This window comes from Caulobacter sp. SRI_014, from assembly GCF_057586315.1.
In genome coordinates this window covers 183,940-199,484 of the sequence record NZ_JBYCZQ010000005.1, presented here as the reverse complement: position 1 = coordinate 199,484, position 15,545 = coordinate 183,940, and the positions used below count along the sequence as shown (strand labels likewise).

The window sequence follows — 15,545 nt, the reverse complement described above, 5'->3', positions numbered from 1 at the left end:
GCCCGCGTAGCGGGTGGTGGAGGGGGCGTCAGTCGGCCTTGAAGAAGACCGTCTCCGGCATGCCCGGCAGGTCGACCTGCTGCGCCAGTTCCACGAACAGCGGGCCCAGCTGCGCCGGCTCGGGCAGGTCCAGCGGGTCTTCGCCCGGATAGGCCTCGGCCCGCATGCGAGTGCGCACCGCGCCGGGATCCAGGATGACGGCGCGGATTGGTGTCGTCTCCAGCTCGTCGGCCCAGCAGCGGACCAGCGCCTCCATACCGGCCTTGCTGGCCGCGTAGGGGGCCCAGAAGGCCTTGGGGCGGATGGTGCGGCCGGTGGTCACAAAGATCGCCCGGCCCATCTCGGAACCCTTCAGCAGCGGCTCGAAGGACCGGATCAGCCGCCAGGTGGCGGTCAGGTTGACGGTGATGGTCTCGTCCCACTTCTTGGGCTCGACATGGCCGGTCGGCGACAGGCCGCCCAGCACCCCGGCGGCATGGACGACGATGTCCAGCCGGCCGAAGCGCTCGAACAGATGGCCGCCGAGAGGGTCGAGGTCTTCCGGCTTGCGCAGGTCGATGGGCACAAGGGTCGCGTGCTGGCCGGTGCTGGCGAAGATAGCGTCGTCCAGGGCTTCCAGAGCGCCCTGGGTGCGGCCGAGCGCGATGACATGGGCGCCGGCCTCCGCAAGTGCGATGGCGGCCGCCTGGCCGATGCCGCGGGTGGCGCCGGTGACCAGCGCGATCTTGTCCTGGAGGGGAAGAGTCATGGGCGGCTGTCTAGCGGATTTGGCCGCCGAGTCACGCCTCTTCCGGGCGTTCGCCGTACCGCCGCGCCAGCCAGGCGCAGGCCAGAAGCTGCAGCTGGTGGAAGATCATCAACGGCACGATCATCACCCCGGCCACGGCCGGCGCGAACAGGATGGCGGCCATCGGCGCCCCGGTCACCAGGCTTTTCTTGGAGCCGCAGAAGGTCAAGACGATGCGGTCCTCTATGCTGAAGCCGAGCAGCCGGCCCAGCGCCGTCGACAGGCCCAGCACCAGGGCCAGCAGGGCGGCGCAAAGCAGGGTGACGACGATCAGCTCCGGCGCGGACACCCGCGTCCAGACGCCCTCGACCACGGCATGGCTGAAGGCGGCGTAGACCACGAGCAGGATCGAGCCCCGGTCGACGTAGCTGACCAGCTGCTTGTGGCGCTCGAGCACGGGCGCGACCCAGGTGCGCAACAGCTGGCCGGCGATGAAGGGGGCGAGCAGCTGCAGGGCGATGTCGGCGGCGGCGTCCCAGCCGGGGCCGGAACCCTCGGCATGCATGGTCAGGCCGACCAGCATCGGCGTCACCGCCATACCCAGCAGGTTGGACGCCGAGGCGGCGCAGACAGCGGCGGCGACATTGCCCCGCGCCAGGGCCGTAAAGGCGATGGAGGACTGCACCGTCGAGGGCAGGCAGCAGAGGAACAGCAAGCCCAGCGCCAGCGGCGTCGGCAGGATTGAGGCCGGGATCAGTCCCATGGCCAAGCCCAGCAGCGGGAAGAGCACGAAGCTGACGCCCAGCACAGCCAGATGCAGCCGCCAGTGGGTGATCCCGGCGATCACCGCTTCACGCGACAGCTTGGCCCCGTGCAGGAAGAACAGCAGGCCGACGACGCCTTTGGTGACCGGCGACAGCACGTCCGCCGCGACGCCGCGCGCCGGCAGCAGCGAGGCCAGCACGACCACGGCCAGCAGGGCGATCATGTAGGGATCGAGGCGCAGGGCTTTCATCGGCTGTTCACGGGCGCTGGTGTGTCCTTGATGTCGCCAACCGATGTTCTGTCGGAAACCTGACGGAAAACGGAAACCTGAATCGAATTGGGGCGTTAGCCGGGTCGAAGGAGTTAGATACGGTCGCGATGACAGCCCGAGTGTTGATTGTCGAGGATGAAATCCTCACCGCCATGGAACTGGAAGCCGTGCTGAGCGAGCGTGGCTTCGAAGTCGTCGGCATCGCCCAGGACGCCGCGACGGCGCGGGCGCTGGCGGCCCAAAAACCGATCGACCTGGCGCTGGTGGATGTGAACCTGCGCGACGGCCGCACGGGCGTCGGCCTCGGCGCCGAGCTCGCCCGCGACCGCGACGCCAAGGTCATCTACCTCACGGCCCACCCGCTGCCGCCTCATGAGCGTCCGGCCGGCGTCATCGGCCTGCTGACCAAGCCCAGCGACGAGAACTCCGTGGTGCGGGCCCTTGATTACGCGCTGAGCCGTCACGAGAACCTGCTGCCCCCGCCGCCGGCCCTGCAGCTGTTCCACTAGAGCCGGCGGCTTAGTCGGCCCGGTTCAGGCTCGCCAGCGGCAGCTCCAGTGTCACCACCAGCCCGTCGGGCCGCCAGTCGCGGGTCAGCTTGCCGCCCAACTGCGTCTCGACGCTGAGCTTGGACAGGGTCGAGCCGAAGCCCTCGCTGGTCGCCGCGCCCTTGATCTTCGGCCCGCCGCTCTCGGCCCATTCCACTACCAGGTCGCGCTTGCCCCGCTTGCAGGTGATGGTCACCCGGCCCTCGGGCTTCGAGAAGCCGCCGTACTTGGCGGCGTTGGTCGCCAGTTCGTGGAAGATCAGCGCCAGGGGCGTCGCGGCCTGGTCGTCGATGGTGGCCGCGTCGCCGATGATGCTGACGCGGTCCGGATCCTCGGTCAGATAGGGGCGCAGCAGCTCGGCCAGCAGCTCGGACAGCTGGGTCAGGCGCGGTCCCTCGCCGGCCATGGCGTGCGGCCGCACGAAGTCATGAGCCCGGCCCAGCGACACGATGCGCTCGCGCAGGTCCTTGGCGAACCCCGCCGCCTCCGGAAACCGCCGGGCCGACAGGGCGACCAGGCCCGAGATCACCGAGAAGATATTCTTGATCCGGTGCGAAAGCTCGCGGCTGAGCAGGGTCTCCTGCTCGGCCATGCGCTTGTGATCGTGGATGTCGGTGCAGGTTCCGAACCAGCGGGTGATCTGGCCCGCCGCATCGCGCACGGCCCGGGCCCGGCCCAAGGTCCAGCGGTACTCGCCGCTGTGGTGCCGCAGGCGGTATTCGATCTCGTAGGGCTCGCCGGTGCTCAGCGCCTCGCGCCAGCGGGACCAGGCCCGCTCCTGGTCGTCGGGATGGAACATGCCGTTCCAGCCTTCGCCGTCCGTGGACCCCGCCGGCACGCCGGTGAACTCGTACCAGCGGGCATTGTAGTAGTCATGGTGCCCGTCCGGCCGCGTCGACCAGACCATCTGGGGCATGCTGTCGGCCAGGGCCCGGAATTGCGTCTCGCGCTCTTCCCGCCAGGCCAGGGCCTGGCGCAGGTCCAGCAGACTCATCACCTGCCGCGCCAACGCCTGCAAAGCCCTGCTCTGGCTGACCGTCAGGCCGCCCGGGCGCGGTTCGCGGTCCAGCACGCACAAGGTCCCCAGCGCCTCACCGTCCGGGGTGCGCAACAGCGCGCCGGCGTAGAACCGGAAGTGCTCGGGACCATTGACCAAGGGGCCATCGCCGAAGCGTGGGTCCTCGCCCATGTCGGGCACCTGATAGAGCGGCTCGTCCTGGGCGATGGCGTGGTCGCAGACGGAGATGTCGCGCGGCGTCTGGTTCTCATTGAAGCCGCAGGCCGACTTGAACCACTGACGATCCTTGTCGACGAGGCTGATCAGGGCGACCGGCGCCTCGCAGACCTGCGCGGCCAGCGCGGTCAGATCATCGAAGGTCTCTTCCGGTCCGGTGTCCAGAATCCGATAGCTCTCAAGCGCCTTGAGGCGGCGGACTTCCTGCTGGTCATCGATCATGCGGCCTCAAAACGCGTCCTCTCGACCCCAAATAATACCCCGGGCCGGTCATGGTTGCCTGCGAAAGTTCCCGAATGGAACTTCGGTGAGTCAGGCGCTGACGAGGAAACTCAACTGCCGGCCGCCGTCCGCATCGGCCTGGGCCAGTTCACGGTCGGTCAGGCGGGTGGGGTAGTCGCCGGTGAAATAGTGGTCGGTGAACTGCGGGTTGGCCGGGTCACGCGGGCCGACGCCGAGCGCTTCATACAGGCCCTCGACACTCAGGAACCCCAGCGAATCCACCTCGAGGAACCGGGCCATCTCCTCCAGCGACTGGGTCGCGGCCAGCAGCTTGTCCCGCTCGGGCATGTCGATGCCGTAGAAGTCCGGCCATTTAATCGGCGGCGAGGCGCTGCGCAGGTGCACCTCTTTCGCCCCGGCCTCGCGGACCATGCGGACGATCTTGCGGCTGGTGGTGCCGCGCACGATGGAGTCGTCGATCAGCACCACCCGCTTGCCCTCGAGGACGGCGCGGTTGGGGCTGTGCTTCATGCGCACGCCCAGTTCGCGCACGCCTTGCGTCGGCTGGATGAAGGTCCGGCCCACATAGTGGTTGCGGATGATGCCCATCTCGAAGGGCACGCCGCTCTGTTGCGCATAGCCGATGGCCGCCGGCACGCCGCTGTCGGGCACCGGCACGACCACATCGGCCTCGGGGCCGCTTTCGATGGCCAGGCGCGCGCCCATCTTCTTGCGGACGTCATAGACCGAGCGGCCATCGACAACGCTGTCGGGGCGGGCGAAGTAGACCAGTTCGAAGACGCAGGGCCGGGCGCGCAGGGCCGGGAAGGGGCGCAGGCTCTCGATGCCGGTGTCGTCGATAATAACCATCTCGCCGTGCTGGATGTCGCGCACGAAGCGGGCGCCGATCATGTCCAGGGCGCAGGTCTCGGACGCCAGCACCGGCTTGCCGGCCAGGTCGCCGAGCACCAGGGGGCGGATGCCCAGCGGATCGCGCACCCCGATCAGCTTCTTGTTGGTCAGGGCGATCAGGGCGTAGCCGCCCTCGATCTGGCTGATGGCGTCGATGAAGCGGTCGACGAAGCGCGCCTTTCGGCTGCGCGCCAGCAGGTGGAGGATGACCTCACTGTCGCTGGTCGACTGGAAAATGGCCCCGTCGCTGACGAGCCGGTCGCGCAGGGTGTGGAAGTTGGTCAGGTTGCCGTTGTGGGCCAGGGCGACGCCGCCGGCCTCCAGATCGGCGAACATCGGCTGCACATTGCGAAAGGCGCTGCCGCCCGCCGTCGAGTACCGCGTATGGCCGATGGCGCTCTTTCCAGGCAGCCGCTCGACCAGGTCCTGGCCGGTAAAGGCGTCGCCGACCCGGCCGACGTGCCGCTCGGTGTAGAACCGCGCCCCGTCGAAGGTGGCGATGCCGCAGGCTTCCTGGCCTCGGTGCTGCAGGGCGTGCAGGCCGAGCGCCGCGACGGCTGAGGCCTCCGCCACGCCATAGACGCCGAACACCCCGCATTCGAGGCGCAGCTGATCGTCGTCGGGATCGCGGTGGTCGGCGGGGTTCCAGACGGTCTGGTGGGTCATCGGGCTTTCTCCACGGCGTCGTCCATCGCCTTGCGTTCGGCGTCGCTATAGCCCGCTCCGTCGCGGACCGCATCCTTAACCGCCGGGGCAACCTTGCCGGCCGCCGCGAAGGCGCTGGGTGCGAAGGCTTTCAGCACCTTTCCGGCCGCCGAGGTCAGCGGATAGAGCCTGGCTTCCGACACCCATTTGGGCGGGCCGGTCTCGGCCCCGGCCAGCTGTACCAGCAGGGTGAAGGCGCCCAGGATCACCAGAGCCCGGATCAGGCCGAAACAGGCGCCGATCAGGCGGTCGACCGTGCCCAGCGCGCCGGCGTTCTGCACCCGGCTGGTGATCTGGCTGGCGACGATCTTGAGCAGCAGGAAGACGATGACGAAGACGATCAGCAGGGCGGCGGTCACGGCCGCCCAGTCGGGGCTCATCATGCCGCGCAGCACCGGGGCGGTGAACTTCAGGCAGAGGATGGCGATCAGGGCGGCGATGACGAACGCCAACATCCCCGTCAGTTCCTTGGTGGCCCCGCGCATGAAGGCGGTGAGGGCGCTGATGATCAGCAGCAGGCCGGCAAGGACGTCGAAAAGGGTCAAGGGGTGGTCCACCTCTGCTGGCCGATGCGGTCGATGGCTTCGGCCAGGCGCGAGACGCCGGTGACGGGCAGCGAGTCGCCGGCGCCGTTCGGCGCGAGCGCGCGGCCAAAGCCGAGCTTGGCCGCTTCCTTCAGGCGCGATTCCATGCGGCCCACGGGCCTCACGTCGCCGGAAAGGCTGATTTCGCCAAACACCACGCAGTCCTGCGGCAGGGGTTCATCCAGTGCGGAGGAGGCCAAGGCCGCGGCCGCGGCCAGGTCGGCCGCCGGTTCGCTGATCCTCAGCCCCCCGGCGACGTTCAGATAGACGTCCCGGTTGCCAAAACCAAGGCCGCATCGCGACTCAAGTACGGCCAGCACCATGGCCAGCCGTCCGGAATCCCATCCGACCACGGCGCGACGCGGGTTGCCGCCCGAGCTGGGGGCCACCAGGGCCTGGAATTCGACCAGCACCGGCCGGCTGCCCTCGATGCCGGCGAACACCGCCGCGCCGGCCGAGCGCTCGGCCCCGTCGTGCAGGAACAGGGCCGAGGGATTCTTGACCTCGGAGAGGCCGATGTCGCCCATCTCGAACACACCGATCTCGTCGGTAGCCCCGAAGCGGTTCTTGGCCCCGCGCAGCACCCGGAACGGATAGCCCCGCTCGCCCTCGAAGCTCAGCACGGCGTCGACCAGATGCTCGACCACGCGCGGCCCGGCGATCTGGCCGTCCTTGGTGACGTGGCCGACGAGGATGACGGCCACCCCCTTCTTCTTGGCGAAGCGCACCAGTTCCTGGGCGCAGGAGCGGACCTGGGTCACCGACCCCGGGCCGGCCTCATGGGCGTCGGACCACATGGTCTGGATGGAATCGATGACGACCAGGTCGAAGGGCTCCTTCTTCAGCCCCTCGAGGATGTCGCGCAGCGAGGTCTCCGCCGCCAGCTTGACCGGCGCCTGGGCCAGCCCCATCCGTCCGGCCCGCCCGCGCACCTGTTCGACCGCCTCTTCACCGCTGATGTAGGCGCACCGCGCGCCCCTCAGGGACGCCTGGGCCACGACCTGCAGCAGCAGGGTCGACTTCCCCACGCCCGGGTCGCCCCCGACCAGGATGGCCGATCCCGGCACCACGCCGCCGCCGCAGACCCGGTCGAACTCATCGACCCCGGTGATGATGCGCGGCGGAGAGGGGGTGTCGCTCTCCAGCCCCTCGAAGACCAGGCCCCCACGCCGGGCGCTCTTGGACGGGGCGAGGGCGCCGGGCAGCTTGCTGGTCAGTTCCTCGACCAGGCTGTTCCAGGTCCCGCAGGCCGGACACTGCCCCTGCCATTTGGGCGAAACGCCACCGCAGGACTGGCAGACATAAAGGGCGCCGTCGCGGGCCATGGCGTTTCCGATTCGGGATGATGGAAGGATAGCGCGTCCTGCGCCGTGGGTCCCGAAGGTAGCTGATGTTCCTGTTTTGTTCAAATGAAGGTTTCGCCTCTGGTCTTCCCTCTCCCCTCGCGGGAGAGGGTGGCCCCAAAGGGGTCGGGTGAGGGGGCTCACCGGTTTTGATACATCCCGGCCCAACCGCCTCATTGCCGCTGAACTTTTCCGGGGCCCCCTCATCCGGCGCTTCGCGCCACCTTCTCCCGCGAGGGGAGAAGGGACACTCACGGCGGCTTATCCGATCCTGGCCTTCTGAAAGGCCTACCCCACGACCGCCGCATAGCCGTTCAGGATACCTTCCCAGGCGTCCGGTCCGTCCAGCGCCGCCTTCATCTGTTCGGCCGCCGCGCCATAGCCGTCCAACCGGTGTTCCAACTCCACCACGGTCCCGTCGCCATCCGCCACAAACCGGATCTCCAGCTCGGTCAGCAGATCGGCGTCGTACTGCCACTCGGTGTTCAGCTGCCAGGCCAGCAGAACCCGCTCCGGCGGATCCCAGCTCAGCACCTTGCCCCACTCATACTCCTTGCCGCTCTCGCTACGCTCGAACCAGCGCCCGCCGGTCTGCGGCTCGACCACGATCGCCGCCACCGGCTCGCCGAGCAGCGAATGGCCCTCCGGCCACCAGCGCTTCATCCCGGCCGTGAACAGCTCGAACGCCCGCGCCGGACCTGTCGCCACCCGCACGGTCTTCCTCACCGGCGCCACCTTGATCGTCGTCATCTACCCCTCCGTCTTCTTCTGATTGTCCGCTTCGACCTCGGCCGCGAAGGCGGCTAGCGAGCGATCCCAGAACTGGTCCAGCCATGCGCGCAGGACGCCCAGCCCCCTGGGATCGACGTAATAGACGTTGCGCGTGCCCTCGCTGCGGTGCGCCACCAGCCCGGCTTCGCCCAGCACCTTGAGATGCTGCGACACAGCCGGGCGGCTGACCGGCAAGCCCTCCGCCAGCCGGCCGACGGCTGCTGGACCGTCCTTCAACCGCTCGAAGATCGCCTGCCGGGTCGGATCGGCCAGGGCGGCAAATGCTTTTGCGTAAGCCATAACTTACGGTAAGTATATACTTACAACAAGTCAACCCGACCGATTTCCGGTAAGCCGGCTCATCGACACGCCGGGCGACGCAACCCCTTATCGGCAAAGGCTCCACGACCACCCGCCGCGCCCGCGAACACTGTTTCTTAAGTGATGGCGGTATCAACTTCCGACTGTGTTGGGGGTCTCCAGAATGGACAGCCTGAACCCAGGCTCCGTGGACGCGGAGGGGCCCGCATCAAGCGGCTGCGCCTTTGACTCCGCGACTCTCGATTTCCTGTTTCCCTGCCGCTTCGAGGTTCGCGAGGACCTGACGATCCACGGCCCGGCCCCGCGCCTGCTGGTTCTGGCGCCGCGCATCGACGGCGCATCGCTGACCGAGACCTTCATTGTCGAGGCCGCCGGCCCGGTCGCCGCCTTTGCCGACCTGACAGCCCTGGACCGGACCCCGGTGGTGCTGCATTCGCGCGCCGACCCGGGCCTCAAGCTGCGCGGGGCGATCTCGATGCAGCCGGACGGCCGGGTCCTGTTCCTGACCGCCCAGGCGGCCTGCGAGGAACAGCTGGCCTCGGGCCTTGATGCGGCCAACGTCTCTCCGCTCGACGGCTCGGGCGACATGACCGACGCCCTGCGCCAGCAGGCCGAGGAGACCCGCGAGGCCGAGGCGGTCATCGCCTCCCTGGCCAAAGCCCGCGACGAGGCCATTGCCCGCGAGGAATTCTTCGACGCCATCGTCCAGATGCTGCCCGCCATCCTGATGGTGAAAGACGCCCGCGACGGCCGCTATGTGCTGGTCAACCGCGCCGCCGAGGAGATGCTGGGCGTCCAGGCCGAGGCGCTGCTTGGCCGCAATGTCCATGAGCTGTTCCCGCCCGAGGAGGCCAAGGCCTTCTCCGATGAGGACCAGGCGGTCATCGCCTCGGGCCAGATGACCGCCGTCGAGGAAGAGACCGTCACCACGGCGGCGCGCGGCAAACGCATCTTCACCACCAAGAAGGTCGCCACCTACGGCGAGGACGGCGCCCGCCACATCGTCACCGTCGGCGAGGACGTCACCGACCGCATCGAGATTCGCCAGGCGCTGCACACCGCCCTGGCCGCCGCCGAAGAGGCGGCGCTGTCCAAGAGTGTCTTCCTGGCCAACATGAGCCACGAGATCAGGACGCCCCTGAACGGCATCGTCGCCATCGCCGACATCCTGCAGCGCGAAGTCCTCGATCCCCGGGTCAAGGACATGGTCGGCATCATCAGCGCCTCGGGCGAGACGCTGGAGCGCCTGCTCAGCGACATCCTCGACCAGGCCCGCATCGAGAGCGGCCAGATCACCCTTGAGACCGCCCCCTTCCATCTGGGCGACATGGTCCGCGCCACGGCGGCGCTCGGTGAGTTGAAGGCCCGCGAGAAGGGCGTCGCCCTCAACATCGACCTATCGCCGGAGGTCGACGTCGCCGTCGAGGGCGATATGGTCCGGGTGCGCCAGATCCTGACCAACCTAGTCAGCAACGCCGTCAAGTTCACCGAGGCCGGCGAGGTTACCGTCACCGGCTACCGCTGCGCCGAGGGCCGCGTCCGCTTCGAGGTGCGCGACACGGGCGAGGGCTTCGACGAGGCCACCCGCGAGCGCATCTTTGGCCGCTTCCAGCAGGCCGACAACACCATCACCCGCAAGTACGGCGGCACGGGTCTTGGGCTGGCCATCTCCCGCGAACTGGCGTCGCTGATGGGCGGCCATCTCGATTGCCAGGGCCGGCCGGGGCAGGGGGCGACCTTCTGGTTCGAGCTGCCCCTGCCGCAGGTCGAGGACATCGACGCGCCGACCGCCCAGGACAACGAGGCCGTCGCCCCGCCGCAGATGCGCATCCTGGTCGCCGACGACCACCCGACCAACCGCCGGGTGCTGGAACTGATGCTGGCCGGCTCCGCCGACGTCGCCTGTGTCGAGAACGGCCAGGAGGCGCTCGACGCCCTCGCCGCCGACAGCTTCGATCTGGTGCTGATGGACATGCAGATGCCGGTCATGGACGGCCTGACCGCCATCCGCCACCAGCGCGCCCGGGAAGCCTCCGGCCAGGCGGCCAACACTGGCCGGCTGCCGATCATCATGCTGACCGCCAACGCCCTGCCCGAACACGTCTCGGCCAGCCTGGCCGCCGGCGCCGACCGCCACCTCGACAAGCCGATCACCGCCGCGACCCTGTTCGCCGCCCTGACCGACGTGTTCTCGGCCCGCGCGGCCTGAACGCTGTTCTCTCAATCGCATTCCTGCGCTAGCCTGCCCTTGGATCGGGGATAGCAACGCGCCAGGGAGACGGGCGATGAGCGTCATCGAGGGTGGATCGCCGGGGACCGGCATGATCCAGCGTATCAAGGACATCCTGCTTCGGCCGACCCCCACCTGGGAGGTCATCGACACCGAGCCGGCGACCATCGGCGGCCTCTACCGCTCCTGGGTTATCCCCCTCGCGGCCATCCCGGCGGTCGCGACTTTCATCAAGTTGTCGGTGTTCGGCGTCGGCTTCTGGGGCCTGCACTACCGGCCCTCGATCCTGTGGACCGGGGTCAACGCCGTCGTCACCTATCTGATGGCCTTGGCCGGGGTCTTCGTCACGGCCCTGATCATCGACGCCCTGGCTCCCAGCTTCGGTGGCCAGAAGAACCAGATCCAGGCCTTCAAGGTCGCGGCCTATTCCAGCACGGCGGCCTGGCTGGCCGGGATCTTTAACCTGATCCCATGGCTCGGCGCGCTCGGCATTGTCGGCCTCTACAGCCTTTACCTGCTGTGGAAGGGGCTTCCCAGGCTGATGAAGACCCCGGAGGACAAGACCCTCGGCTACGTCATCGTCGTCATTCTGGTGTCGATCGTCGTGTGGATCGTCATCGCCGCGGTCACCGCGCCCCTGATGTCCATCGGCCGCCACGGTGGCCCCTTCGGCCCGCGCCACGGCGACTTCTCGGGCACGATGAACATCCCCGGCGTCGGTTCGATCGATGTCGACAAGGCCGAGGAGGCCGCCGACCGCATGGAGCGGGCGGCCCGCACCGGCAAGGCCGAGCTGGTCTCGACCGACGTCCTCAAGGCGACCCTGCCGGCCAGTGTGGCCGGCTTCTCACGGGGCGAGGTGGCCGCCGAAAGCGCCTCGGCCGGCGGCTTCGGCTCGGCCTCGGCCTCCGCCGACTACACCCGCGGCGACACCCGCGCCCAACTGCGGGTCATCGACCTCGCCGGCGCCGGTCCCATGGCCGGCATGGCGGCCGCCTTCTCCGTCGAGCGCAGCTTCGAACAGGGCGAGGCCTACGAGAAGGTCGGCAAGGTCGGCGGCGTCATGACCATGGAAAAGTACGACCGTGGCAGCCGGCGCGGCGAGTACGGCATCCTGATCAGCGACCGCTTCCTGATCCAGGCCGAGGGCGGCGGCCTCAGCATGGACGAGCTGAAAAGCCTGGTCGGCGCGGTCGACAAGGGCGCCCTGGAGCGGGCGGCCCGCTAGGCTTCACCGACCCAGCGGCGCCGTGACCGACGCCCGATCCGCACCAGGAACTCATAGGCCGAGGCGCCGGCCGCCCTGGCTGCGTCGTCGAGCATCAGGTTGGGGCCGATCAGCTCGACCATGTCGCCGGGCTTCGCCGCAGCGCCGGTGATGTCGACCGCGATCAGGTCCATGGAGACCCGGCCCAACAGCCGCCGCCGCTGCCCGGCGAACCACACCCCGCCGCCCGGGGCAGAAGCGCGCAGGTAGCCGTCGGCATAGCCGGCCGAGACGATGGCCGCCCGCACCGGCGCCTCGGCGACGAAGTCGGCGCCGTAACCGACGCTGTCGCCTGTCGGGACGTCGCGGATCTGCAGGATAGGGGCCTCAAGGGTGGCGACGGTGGCCAGGCGCGGCGCCCGTCCGTCATGCGGTTCGCCGCCGTACAGGGCGACTCCCGGTCGGACCTGGTCGAAGTGGTAGTCGCCGCCCAGGAAGACGCCGCCGGAGCTGGACAGGCTGGCCCGGGCGTTCGGGAACAGTCGGCGGACGGCGCTGAACCGCTGCAGCTGTTTGTCGTTCAGCGGGTGGCCGGGCTGGGCGGCGCAGGCCAGGTGGCTGAGCAGAAGATCGACCTGCGGGCCATCCGGCGCGGCGGCGAGGTCGGCGGCCTGCGCCAGGGTCAGGCCCAGCCGGTTCATGCCGGTATCCACGTGCAGGGCGCAGGGGCCGGCCTTGGCCCAGGCGGCGATCTGCTCATCGCTGTTGAGCACCGGGATGAGGTTGGCGGCCAGCAACCGGCCGGCCGCGCCGTCCGGACAGCCGTCGAACACCAGGATGGCCGCGGCCCGTTCGCCCAGCGCCCGGCGCAAGGCTTCCCCCTCGGCCAGGCGGGCGACGTAGAAGGTTCGGGCCCCCTCGGCCCACAGCCGCAGGGCGGTCTGGTTCGCCCCCATGCCGTAGCCGTCGGCCTTCACCACCGGCGCGGTCTCGGCCCCGCCGGCCATGTCGCGCAGCAGTCGGTAATTGGCCGCGATGGCGTCCAGGTCGATGGTCAGGCGGGCAGCGTCGGCGGGCATTGGCTGGGGCTTAGACGACGCGCACCGTTTACGCCACCTGGGCCGCGAGATCGCCCTGGCGGATCGGCAGGCTGAAGCTGACCGTGGTGCCTTCGCCGGGGGCCGAGTCCAGCTCCAGCGAGCCCTCGTGCAGCTCGACCAGGCTCTTGGTCAGGGCCAGGCCGAGGCCCGTGCCCTGCGTGGTCTTGGAATGCTGGCTCTCGACCTGTTCGAAGGGCTGGGCCAGACGGGCGAGGTCCTCGCGGGAAATGCCGATCCCGGTGTCGGTGACCGACACCCGGATCCGCTCGCCCAGCACGTCGCGGCGCGGCTCGGCCCGGACGGTGACGCGGCCGCCGCGCGGGGTGAACTTGATGGCGTTGGAAAGGAGGTTGAGCAGCACCTGTTTGATGGCCCGGTAGTCGCCCTCGACCTCGGGCAGGTGCGGGAACTCGATACCCAGTTCCAGCCCCGCCGCCTCGGCCCGGTTGCGAACCAGGCGAACGGCGTCCTCGGTCACGTCCTCCAGGCTCATCGGCTCGAACTTGAGGTTCATCTTGCCGGCCTCGATCTTCGACATGTCGAGGATGTCGTTGATCAGGGCGAGCAGGTGCTGGCCGCTGTTGTGGATGTCGGTGGCGTATTCCTTGTACCGGGCGTCGCCCATCGCGCCGTACATCTCCGCCACCATGATCTCGGAGAAGCCGTTGATGGCGTTGAGCGGCGTGCGCAGCTCGTGGCTCATGTTGGCCAGGAACTCGGACTTCGCCCGATTGGCGCCTTCGGCCCGGACCTTCTCGGCCTCGTACTTGCGGGCCAGCTCGGCCAGCTGCTCCTGGCTGCGCTCCAGCCCGGCGACGGCGTTCTGCAGCTGCTCCTCGTTGAGGCGCCGCGCCTCCTCCTGCAGCTTGACCGCCGTGATGTCGGCGGCGGTCATGACGAGACCCCCTTCGGCGGTGCGCCGCTCGCTGATCTGCACCCAGCGGCCGTCGTTGAGTTCGGCCTCGCGCTCGCCCTTGTTCCCATGCGGCGAGGGGTGCTCCTGCTTGATGGCCAACTGGGCGAAGCGGTTGACCTGGTCGCGGGCGGCGCCGGGCTTCAACAGCCGGGGCTCGAGGTTGAAGGTGCTGCGATAGTTGCGGTTGCACAGCAGCAGCCGGCCGTTGCGGTCCCAGAGGACGAAGGCTTCCGAGACGCTCTCGATGGCGTCCCGCAGGCGGTTCTCGGCGGCCTGGGCGCGGGCCTGGGCGATGCGTTCCTCGGTGACGTCGAGGGCCACGCCGATGATCCGGCTGTGTTCCTGAGCGGCGGGACTGTGCGCGCCCTGACCCCGGGCATCGATCCACAGCGAGCGGCGACCCTCGCTGCCAGGCACCCGGAAGGAGACGTCAAAGGCGCCGTAGGCGGCGGCATGGGCCAGGGCCTGGCGGACCCGCTCGCGGTGGTCGGGGGCGACGCGTTCAAGCACCTCCTGGCCGCTGGCGACCCCGGCCCCGCCCCAGCCGAACATCACCCCGGTGACTTCCGACATGAACACCCGGTCGTTCTCCAGGTCCCATTCCCAGATGCCGCAGCGGGCGGCCTCGACGGCCAGCCGGAAGCGTTCCTCGCTGGCCACCATGGCCAGCTGGGCGGCCTGGGTGCGGCGGCCCTGCATCAGCAGCAGCAGGGCCAGGGCGATGCCGACGGCCAAAGGCACGAGCAGGGAAACGAGGCCGTCCATCCGCTCGGCGTCGACGCTCATGATGCCGTCGACCTTGTCGGCGGCCACGGCCAGCAGGTTGCCGTCACCGACCGGCCGCACGGCGACGTCCAGCGCCTTGCCGTCCGACAGCTGGCCGCGCAGCAGCACGTCCGTCCGCATGGCCTTGAGCTGCAGGCCGAAGGCGTCCTGCAGGGTCGGGGCCCCGGCGACGCCGGGACCAACGGAGGCCAGCACCCGGCCGTCGAGGAAGGCCAGGGCAGAGGTGCGGGTCAGGCCCGAGCCGGCGATCCTGGCGGGATCGGAGGCGATGATCAGCCAGGCCTTGCCGCCCGGCGTCGCCTGCGACCGGCCGATGTAGATGCGGTTGCGGTCGCCGGGAGCCGAGCCGGTCCAGGTCGCGGCGCCGGCCGCTTCGGCGGCGCGGGCCGCGCCCTTGAAGTCGGGGGTGGTCAGGGAACCGGCGCTGGAGAGGACGATGTCGTCCTGGACAACGGCGGCGGCGCCCGCCGTGGGGCCGGCGATGCGCAGGGCCAGCTCACTGGCCTCGATCGGGGTGTCGGGCGCGCGACGCAGGACTTCGGCCCCGGCGGCCAGGCCCGCCTGCTGGGTCGACAGCGCCCCCTCGACTTTGCCGGCCAGCAGGGCGGCGATGGCGGCGGGACCGACCTGGGCCGGGGTGCTGGTCCAGCCGTTGTTGAGCTTCATCACCCCGAAAGCGGTGTAGACCGCCAGCAGGAACAGGGCGGCCAGGATGCCGACGCGCATCAGGGGTGCGGAGCGGCCACGCGGGGAGGTCGCCGCGAAGGCGGGCTCCCCCGATCCTGCCTTTTGCCCACGCGCCAAACCCGAATTCCCCAAACGCCGATTCACCCCAGAGGGGCATGGTAGGCGCCGGGAGTCCTCGCGTTAAGGCCTGATCAACGCCTTGAGTCAGTTCGTCGC

At 69.4% G+C, this 15,545-nt stretch carries 13 protein-coding genes; 3 read left to right on the top strand and 10 right to left on the bottom strand.

The features are described from left to right. Positions 1–28 precede the first annotated feature (28 nt). Positions 29–748: an SDR family NAD(P)-dependent oxidoreductase gene (locus AC2YG9_RS13630; protein WP_487298514.1), complete on the bottom strand. Its 720-nt coding sequence runs from the start codon at positions 746–748 to the stop codon at positions 29–31. Positions 749–779: 31 nt separating this feature from the next. Continuing rightward, entirely contained in the window at positions 780–1,742 is a 963-nt protein-coding gene (locus AC2YG9_RS13625; RefSeq protein WP_487298513.1) for a bile acid:sodium symporter family protein, read from the bottom strand. A gap of 128 nt (positions 1,743–1,870) precedes the next feature. Here AC2YG9_RS13625 and AC2YG9_RS13620 point away from each other — a divergent pair, with 128 nt between their 5' ends. Continuing rightward, positions 1,871–2,272, top strand: a complete 402-nt coding sequence (locus AC2YG9_RS13620; RefSeq protein WP_487298512.1) for a response regulator — start codon at positions 1,871–1,873, stop codon at positions 2,270–2,272. Between the two features lie 10 nt (positions 2,273–2,282). Here AC2YG9_RS13620 and AC2YG9_RS13615 read toward each other — a convergent pair whose 3' ends face one another. The 6 genes from AC2YG9_RS13615 to AC2YG9_RS13590 all read right to left on the bottom strand — a co-directional run bounded on the left by AC2YG9_RS13615 (position 2,283) and on the right by AC2YG9_RS13590 (position 8,382). Beyond that, positions 2,283–3,767, bottom strand: a complete 1,485-nt coding sequence (locus AC2YG9_RS13615; protein ID WP_487298511.1) for a sensor histidine kinase — start codon at positions 3,765–3,767, stop codon at positions 2,283–2,285. A gap of 90 nt (positions 3,768–3,857) precedes the next feature. Continuing rightward, positions 3,858–5,345 carry an amidophosphoribosyltransferase gene (gene purF / locus AC2YG9_RS13610; protein WP_487298510.1) on the bottom strand — a complete coding sequence of 496 codons (1,488 nt, stop codon included), beginning with the start codon at positions 5,343–5,345 and terminating at the stop codon, positions 3,858–3,860. Further along, positions 5,342–5,929: a CvpA family protein gene (locus tag AC2YG9_RS13605; RefSeq protein ID WP_487298509.1), complete on the bottom strand. Its 588-nt coding sequence runs from the start codon at positions 5,927–5,929 to the stop codon at positions 5,342–5,344. Before AC2YG9_RS13605 ends, purF begins: the two co-directional genes overlap by 4 nt. After that, on the bottom strand, positions 5,926–7,293 hold the full coding sequence (radA, locus tag AC2YG9_RS13600; RefSeq protein ID WP_271068409.1) for a DNA repair protein RadA: 1,368 nt from the start codon (positions 7,291–7,293) through the stop codon (positions 5,926–5,928). Before radA ends, AC2YG9_RS13605 begins: the two co-directional genes overlap by 4 nt. 306 nt (positions 7,294–7,599) lie before the next feature. After that, positions 7,600–8,061 carry an SRPBCC family protein gene (locus AC2YG9_RS13595; protein WP_487298508.1) on the bottom strand — a complete coding sequence of 154 codons (462 nt, stop codon included), beginning with the start codon at positions 8,059–8,061 and terminating at the stop codon, positions 7,600–7,602. After that, positions 8,062–8,382: an ArsR/SmtB family transcription factor gene (locus tag AC2YG9_RS13590; protein ID WP_487298507.1), complete on the bottom strand. Its 321-nt coding sequence runs from the start codon at positions 8,380–8,382 to the stop codon at positions 8,062–8,064. Positions 8,383–8,566: 184 nt separating this feature from the next. Here AC2YG9_RS13590 and AC2YG9_RS13585 point away from each other — a divergent pair, with 184 nt between their 5' ends. Together AC2YG9_RS13585 and AC2YG9_RS13580 are read left to right on the top strand one after the other, a co-directional pair. Continuing rightward, positions 8,567–10,612, top strand: coding sequence for a hybrid sensor histidine kinase/response regulator (locus AC2YG9_RS13585; RefSeq protein ID WP_487298506.1), 2,046 nt, complete (start codon positions 8,567–8,569; stop codon positions 10,610–10,612). A gap of 76 nt (positions 10,613–10,688) precedes the next feature. Next, entirely contained in the window at positions 10,689–11,861 is a 1,173-nt protein-coding gene (locus AC2YG9_RS13580) for a Yip1 family protein (RefSeq protein ID WP_487298505.1), read from the top strand. Here the strand turns inward: AC2YG9_RS13580 and alr are convergent. Next, positions 11,858–12,919 (bottom strand): alanine racemase, encoded by a 1,062-nt coding sequence (gene alr, locus AC2YG9_RS13575; RefSeq protein WP_487298504.1) that lies wholly within the window; start codon positions 12,917–12,919, stop codon positions 11,858–11,860. The genes AC2YG9_RS13580 and alr overlap by 4 nt on opposite strands. Before the next feature lie 28 nt (positions 12,920–12,947). Then, positions 12,948–15,368: a sensor histidine kinase gene (locus AC2YG9_RS13570; protein WP_487298503.1), complete on the bottom strand. Its 2,421-nt coding sequence runs from the start codon at positions 15,366–15,368 to the stop codon at positions 12,948–12,950. Between the last annotated feature and the right edge of the window lie 177 nt (positions 15,369–15,545).